We start from the raw sequence: 6,244 nt of genomic DNA, 5'->3' as shown, positions 1-6,244 counted from the left end.
ACGGCCGCGACGTCGGCTATGGAGTACCAGCCGGGTGCGATCACCCCGGGTGCGCCGAGAACATCAATCGGGGGATCTCTTTCATCTGCGGCGACGCTCCCGGTGGTGGGGAGTACGGCTGTGGCCTGTTCTTCTGCGACACCCACCGCACCTACGTCTACTTCGGCGAAGGGGAGGAAGACGCACCGGATGCCGATGACGATGCGTTCGCGTGCGTCTGCGCGCGGTGCGCCGCCCGCGAAGCGCCGTTCGACCCGACACCTGATGTGGCCGAATGGGTGGAATGGAAGCTCACCGACAGCTCGTGGGAGCGGTGGCGGCAGGAGAACCCGGCCGAAATCGACCGGTTACGCGCTCAACTCGAGGCGACGGTGTGAGGTGTTCACCCACACCCTGACCACCTACCGCGACCCGCGCCTGGGCGTGCAGCACCGGGCGACGGTCTACCTCGACGGGCAGTGGTGAATGGGACAGGCAGCCTCGACTACGTCACCGGCCCACCTCACCGACTCCATCCGCCCACCCGACGACAACACCGAATGTTCAACCACACCAGCACAACACCCACCGAGGAAAGGCGCACCATGACACCGACCACACGCCCCCTGGCCCGCCCCGTACTGGCGGCCGCCGCACTGCTGCTGAGCGTGCTCGCCGCGGCCGCGGGACTCGGCGCCGGCACCGCATCAGCCCGCCCGGCCGAAGCCCCCCGCCTGGCGATCGCCGGCGACGATATCTGGACCGTGGGTAACCACGACAACTGCCGAGGCCCCATCCGCGTCAGCGCCAAGACCGATCCCCGCCAGCCCGGAACCGTGTTCATCACCTACCGGCCCGGGCAGTTCACCGGCGATGGCCCCGGATGGCGCCGCAACCCCGTCTGCACGGTGCGGGCGCACGCGAACTGGACCTTCCCCGCCACCATCCGTCCGTCGGCGCTGATCGTCGCCGGACCGCGCGGCGGCAAGGCTGTCACCCAGGTTCTGCGCACAGGATCAGGCTTGCAGGGCATGGGCTTTGGCACCGCATTCCCGCACAAGCCGGTGTCGTACTACCTGATCGTTCCCTGACCCCCTCACCAAGGAACGACGCATCATGAGCGCACCGGAGGAGCGAAGCCGCAGCAACGGAATCTGGACCTGGGAGGCCGACTACCTCCCGATGTGGCATGCCCTGTGGGGATCCTCGACAAAGGTCTCCGACGAGGAGCTGGCTGCCACCCTCGGCCGGTCGCTACGCGCAGTGCGCGCCCGAGCGCGCGAGTTGACCACCGCCGGCAGTTGCTTTGCCGGCGGTGGTCTGCCCGGGATGCGCAAAACCAAACGCCTGAGCGTTGAACAGTTCCGCGCCGCGGTGCACACCTACTGCCACAGCGAGGGAATACCGCTGTGGGACAACCGCGCCGATCAGAAGCTCCGCGCCGCCTGGGAGGCGGGTTGGCCCGACCTGGGCCATCTCGCCGAACTGGTGGGCGCCACCGAACAACAACTCGTCAACCGCCTGATCACTCTGGGGCTCGCAGCGGGGGTCGTCGAGGCGGCCGACCACCTCGGCGCCACCCCCGGCGGCGTGGTCGACACCAACGCCCGCTTCGGCCGCGACCGCCAGAACACCGCCGTGTGGGTCCTGGTCATCACCGGCCCCGACGGCGGTGTCGAGGTCACTACCCACCCCGACGAACACGCCGTCTGGCGCTACGCCGCCGCCACAACCGAACCCCGCAACGGTCATCCTGTGTGTTGGCACATCAGCGAAAACCTCATCGGCGAAACCTATTCGCGCACAACTCACTCCGGTGCAGGTCTCTGCATTCCACCTCGCAAGGAATCAGCGTGATCGCGGGGGAGCAGACCTCGCCGAGCGCGGCGATCGGGTTACTGCGTGTGCGTCGACTCCAGCAGCCGATAGATCGTGCTGCGGCTGATCCCGGTCAGCGTGTGTACCCGGTTGATGGTCACGCCAGCTGCGAGTGCGTCGAGGACAAGGCGGTCGCGTGCGTCCACGGTCCGCTTCCACTCACGCAAGGCCTGTTCGGCGTCCTCAAGATTGGCGGACATGCATCAGATCGTACATGTCCCGTACGAGACATCACACACCTTGATTGCACCGTGCGATACATGTACCGTTCGATACACAACGAGTTGTTGCCCAGCACGGAGACGGAGGCCGCAGGGAATGAAAGCACTGGTTCTGACCGATCGCGGTGACGCCGAGTACGTCGATCTCCCGGCGGGTGACCCGGAACAGGCGTTGCGCGAAGTCGTTGGCGGCCCGCTCAATCCACTCGCCCTCACGCACCTGACTGATCACCTGGACCTGTGGACGCTGTTTGAGCCACTGGCGACGGTGACTGTCGGTGGGTTCGGCTACAACGATGTGGCCACCCAGATCGCCTCAGCTGGAGTCGGCAAGCCGCGACCGGTGGTAGGCACCGCCGTTCTCACCGCGCACACCGACTCGGGCATCCTCGCCGCGCTCTCCCCACATGACTGCGCCGCCCTGGACCGCATCATCGCCGAGATCTACACCGGCTACCGCACCGCCGGATAACCCGACCACTCACCTCGAGGACGAGCTGATGAGCACTCACTCCGCACAACCCGCAGGCGACCCGGCCACCTGGACGGTGGCCCAGCTCGCCGAACACCCGGCCGTGCGCACCGCCTACACCGTGCTCGGACACTTGAACCCGCGCGTGTTCGACACGATCGAGTTCTCCCTGGCCTGCGACGAGATCGCCTCCACCAACCAGATACCAGTGCCCTGCGGCCATTTCGCCGCCGCCATCCGCCACCTCGCCCAGACCGCCGCCCGTGAACTGACCATCGCCAGCAGTCGTGGCGTCGAGGGCCCGGAGTCTGGCGAAGACGTCTTCGACTACACGCCCAGCGCGCGGGCCGAGCTGCGCATCCTCATCGCCCAGCACCGACGTCGCGCCCTGGCAGGTGCCCGCGAGCTCGACATCGAGCAACGCGCCGTGCACACCGCGGTCGCCCGCCACCTCAACTACTGCGACCCCCGCAACTGGGGCGGCGCCGACGGACTGCCCGACGTGGAGGTCCGCGACCTCATCGCTGCCTCGATCAACCACCAGATCCGCGCCACCGCCCACCCCGCGATCCGCGGCCACCTCCACGGCGCGCGACTACTGCTGACCGGCGCCGTCGCACCCACACTCGTCCTCGACCCACAGGAGGCCGTGCAGTGACCACCCCGACCGGCGACTCCTACCCGCTGACCTTCGTCGAGCTGTCGCGATGGAACAACTCGCAGCCGCAGCCGGTGAGCTGCCCACGACACCGCACCCCGCAACCCATGGTCGCCGGCACTCACGAATCAGCCGGGCACCCGATGTGGATCTGCGCCGAATGCGGCTACGCCACACCGGTGCTCGACGACGAAGCCCGCATGACTCTCGGCGCCACCCAAACCTTCACCACCGGCGCCCAGACCGCGCAGCTACGCCCCGACACCCGCCTGGTCGCACTCCCGGCAACGCCGGGCACCGACCACACCACCGGCACCGTCGCCGTTCACGAACGCAACGCCGATCCGCGCTCGGCGCAGGTGGCCAGTTTCGGTGCGGCGTTCGCCGCACTGGTCATCGTTGGCTACCTCGTCGGGCTTCTGCCGGTCGCGCCGATCGTGTCCGCCCTGACCGCTCTGTGCGCCGCTGCTGTGGCCGGCGCTGTAGTCCACGATCGGGTCCGCGCCCGCCACCACCGCCGATTCACGCTCATCACCGGTGCGCCAAGGACCGCCCTGGTCAGTTACCTGCTGGCCGGTGACTGGATCGTGCGACCCCCTGCACCGGCCGGCGATCACCGGTGGTCCGGCCCTGATGCCCAGCCGGTGGCCGCGGCGATCACCCATGACCGCGCCGCCCGCGTCATTCAGGTCGCCCGCCTCGGGGCCACGGCCCAAATTCAGGTCACCACCACCGCGGGCACCCTCGTCCTGCCCGACCTCGCATCCGTCGGCATCGTGGAGATGGCCGACCCCGCCCTGGCCGACTTCACTTATCACCCCCGCGGATAACCCCGCCCAGTGCAAGGACTAGGAGGACACATGACCATGACCGGCACGGCGCCAACGGAACTGAGCACCGCCGACTGTGACTGCGACTGTCATCACGAGGGTCACCACTGTGAACGCTGCTGTCTCGATCCCGCCACCGGGTTCTGCGACGACTGCACCTACTACCTCGAGCTGAGCCGCACCAGCGCCTGCGTGAACGCAACCGGCAGTGAGGCTATGCCATGAGGTTCATCGGCGCCCCGTTGTGGCGCAACGCCCACACGATCGCCGACGACGGCACTCTCTATGCCCCCGGGGATCTGGCCTACCCCGACGGACCCCGCTACGGCGAAGCGCTGCGCGCCGGGCACAACCGCGCGCACCTGCACACCACCTTCCGCGTCGGAAAGAAGGCCGCCTGGCCGCGAACTCGACGGCCGTCTCTGGGACCAGTACCCCCGGCCCATCATCCCCGTCCAGATGCGGCCAGGAGTACTCGGTGACCGCCAAGCTGTCGGCCGATGAGCGAGACCTGTTGCGGGAGTGGGTCCACATCATCGCCCCGGTCATCGCCAACCCGGGTGAGGAGTGCCGTCGGCTACGCGAGTCACGCAGAAGTGGGGGAGGGTTCGGACGCAACTACGAGGTGACCGACAATCGGTTCACCGGCACGTGGGCGCACTACGAGGTGACCGACCGTTTCACCACCGGACCCCGCGCCGGACAACCCTCACGCCTGCGGTTCGACCCGCCCCACCGCGAAGTGTCGATTACCCTCACGCGTCTACGCCGATGGGCTGACGCGCTTCCCGCCGAGCTACGTGAACGCGCACAACACGCCTGGGCCACCCGCAGCCGCGACCTGACCGCCCTCACCGCGATCGCGCTGGAAGCCATCGACGCCCACGCGCACATCGAACTCGAGGCAGCTCGCGCCGAATGGTTCACCACCTTGCCCTGCACCCAACCGCCGGCACTCTCACCGCACTGCGCCGCCGCGGGCCATGTGGGCTGCTGGCACGGCCGCGCTCGGCCGAGCTACCTCAGCGTGCGCCATGACGCCGCCCGTCGGCGCCACGGTCCCCGCGGTTACGTCGCCACCTTCCGGCCAGGGTGGTCGCGGCACACCGAGAACACCTCGGCGCGCATCGTCGTTCCCGCCGACCACTACACATGCGAATGTGCCTGCCACGCTGATGGATACGCAGGACAACAACTCGACTTGTTCGCCGGGTAGTGACCGAACAACCAGCCCCTGGAGCATCAATGGACTTCATGCCGTCCGGCCCGCCCGCACTCACCGCCCCGCGGCTCGGAGACCAGATCGCGCGCGACGCGGTCGTGGCCAGCGACCCAGTGTTCGGCCCATCGTCAGGATTGAGCGTGGGGGTTGCACCCGTCCGCATCGACGGGCGCTACCCGCTGGTGTGGGTCAAGCTCGCCACAACCCCCGACACCCGGCGAGGATGAAGCCATGAACGTCACCGTCCACGACCTCGGACGCTACGAGTGCGAGAAAGGCGCGTTCACCGACTTTCCGCTGACCATGGAAGCCGATGAGTCACCGCCGCGGTTGGCTGCGTTCTCCAAGTGGCGCACCGACGATGGACACATCCGTCGGCGCACCGTCGATGGCGTCAGCTACGCCGACATCACCCACCAGGACCGGGTGTGGACCTATCGGCTGTCCCCGGCCTACACGTGGGAGCCCTCCCCATCGGGCGGGTTCTTCCAGTGGCCGCAGTTCTTCGACGTCGGGGAGCTCCCCGACTGATGGCTGACCTGTTGAACCTCGACGGCCTCGTGGAGCTGGTCGACCGGGTCGAACACGCCCGTGGCCAGGCATTGGCGATCGGGGAGTCCTCCGCGGTCAAAGCCGCCTTCCACGCCGCCGGCTCAATGAGCCTGCCCACCGCCAGCTACACCCACGGCGTCGACGTCGACCGGTTCTGCGCACTCCTGGCCACCACCAACCCTGACCTTGCGACACGCTTCCGCGCCCACCGCGCCACTCCCGGGCCCTGAACGGGCCACAGGCAGCCGAACAACTCGCCGTCGGGCAACCGAGCCCGCGGAGCCGTCGCGGCCGTCTGAGGCCCGATACGCTGACATCAACCCGAGATCCACGATCACCACTCCGAAGGGGCACAGCCGATGGCACACGATGCAGGCCAGGGATCGTTCGACGAGCTGGCCCCAGAGCTGTTCACTCCCGAGCTGTCGACCG

13 protein-coding genes are annotated in these 6,244 nt (G+C 68.2%); 12 read left to right on the top strand and 1 reads right to left on the bottom strand.

Going from position 1 to position 6,244, the window contains the following annotated elements; all coding sequences use genetic code 11:
- From ACFW3F_RS18060 to ACFW3F_RS18050, 3 genes are all read left to right on the top strand, one after another.
- Positions 1-377: hypothetical protein (locus ACFW3F_RS18060; RefSeq protein WP_388059760.1), on the top strand; the 377-nt coding region annotated here is incomplete at its 5' end.
- A 207-nt stretch (positions 378-584) separates the two neighbouring features.
- Positions 585-1,070 (top strand): hypothetical protein, encoded by a 486-nt coding sequence (locus tag ACFW3F_RS18055; protein ID WP_388059758.1) that lies wholly within the window; start codon positions 585-587, stop codon positions 1,068-1,070.
- 25 nt (positions 1,071-1,095) lie between these two features.
- Positions 1,096-1,836, top strand: coding sequence for a hypothetical protein (locus ACFW3F_RS18050; protein WP_388059756.1), 741 nt, complete (start codon positions 1,096-1,098; stop codon positions 1,834-1,836).
- Between the two features lie 38 nt (positions 1,837-1,874).
- Here the strand turns inward: ACFW3F_RS18050 and ACFW3F_RS18045 are convergent, their stop codons facing one another.
- Positions 1,875-2,057 carry a helix-turn-helix domain-containing protein gene (locus ACFW3F_RS18045; RefSeq protein ID WP_388059754.1) on the bottom strand — a complete coding sequence of 61 codons (183 nt, stop codon included), beginning with the start codon at positions 2,055-2,057 and terminating at the stop codon, positions 1,875-1,877.
- Between the two features lie 118 nt (positions 2,058-2,175).
- Between ACFW3F_RS18045 and ACFW3F_RS18040 the strand changes: the two genes are divergently transcribed.
- Genes ACFW3F_RS18040 through ACFW3F_RS18000 form a run of 9 tightly spaced genes read left to right on the top strand, consistent with a single transcriptional unit; the run spans position 2,176 to position 6,042 of the window.
- A complete protein-coding gene (locus tag ACFW3F_RS18040) occupies positions 2,176-2,550 on the top strand; it encodes a hypothetical protein (RefSeq protein WP_388059753.1) in 375 nt (124 codons plus the stop codon).
- A 28-nt stretch (positions 2,551-2,578) separates the two neighbouring features.
- Positions 2,579-3,208, top strand: a complete 630-nt coding sequence (locus tag ACFW3F_RS18035; RefSeq protein ID WP_388059751.1) for a hypothetical protein — start codon at positions 2,579-2,581, stop codon at positions 3,206-3,208.
- A complete protein-coding gene (locus tag ACFW3F_RS18030; RefSeq protein ID WP_388059749.1) occupies positions 3,205-4,038 on the top strand; it encodes a hypothetical protein in 834 nt (277 codons plus the stop codon). The genes ACFW3F_RS18035 and ACFW3F_RS18030 overlap by 4 nt, the downstream gene beginning before the upstream one ends.
- A 30-nt stretch (positions 4,039-4,068) precedes the next feature.
- Positions 4,069-4,263: a hypothetical protein gene (locus ACFW3F_RS18025; RefSeq protein ID WP_388059748.1), complete on the top strand. Its 195-nt coding sequence runs from the start codon at positions 4,069-4,071 to the stop codon at positions 4,261-4,263.
- Positions 4,260-4,520 (top strand): hypothetical protein, encoded by a 261-nt coding sequence (locus tag ACFW3F_RS18020; protein ID WP_388059746.1) that lies wholly within the window; start codon positions 4,260-4,262, stop codon positions 4,518-4,520. The genes ACFW3F_RS18025 and ACFW3F_RS18020 overlap by 4 nt, the downstream gene beginning before the upstream one ends.
- A complete protein-coding gene (locus tag ACFW3F_RS18015; RefSeq protein ID WP_388059744.1) occupies positions 4,517-5,254 on the top strand; it encodes a hypothetical protein in 738 nt (245 codons plus the stop codon). Before ACFW3F_RS18020 ends, ACFW3F_RS18015 begins: the two co-directional genes overlap by 4 nt.
- 29 nt (positions 5,255-5,283) lie before the next feature.
- Positions 5,284-5,487: a hypothetical protein gene (locus ACFW3F_RS18010; protein WP_388059742.1), complete on the top strand. Its 204-nt coding sequence runs from the start codon at positions 5,284-5,286 to the stop codon at positions 5,485-5,487.
- Positions 5,488-5,491: 4 nt separating this feature from the next.
- Entirely contained in the window at positions 5,492-5,791 is a 300-nt protein-coding gene (locus tag ACFW3F_RS18005; protein ID WP_388059740.1) for a hypothetical protein, read from the top strand.
- Positions 5,791-6,042: a hypothetical protein gene (locus tag ACFW3F_RS18000; RefSeq protein WP_388059738.1), complete on the top strand. Its 252-nt coding sequence runs from the start codon at positions 5,791-5,793 to the stop codon at positions 6,040-6,042. The genes ACFW3F_RS18005 and ACFW3F_RS18000 overlap by 1 nt, the downstream gene beginning before the upstream one ends.
- Positions 6,043-6,244 lie beyond the last annotated feature (202 nt).

Origin of the sequence: Gordonia sp. NPDC058843 (assembly GCF_042743165.1) — a bacterium.
In the GTDB taxonomy this organism is placed as follows: domain Bacteria; phylum Actinomycetota; class Actinomycetes; order Mycobacteriales; family Mycobacteriaceae; genus Gordonia.
This window is presented reverse-complemented; position numbering and strand designations above follow the sequence as displayed.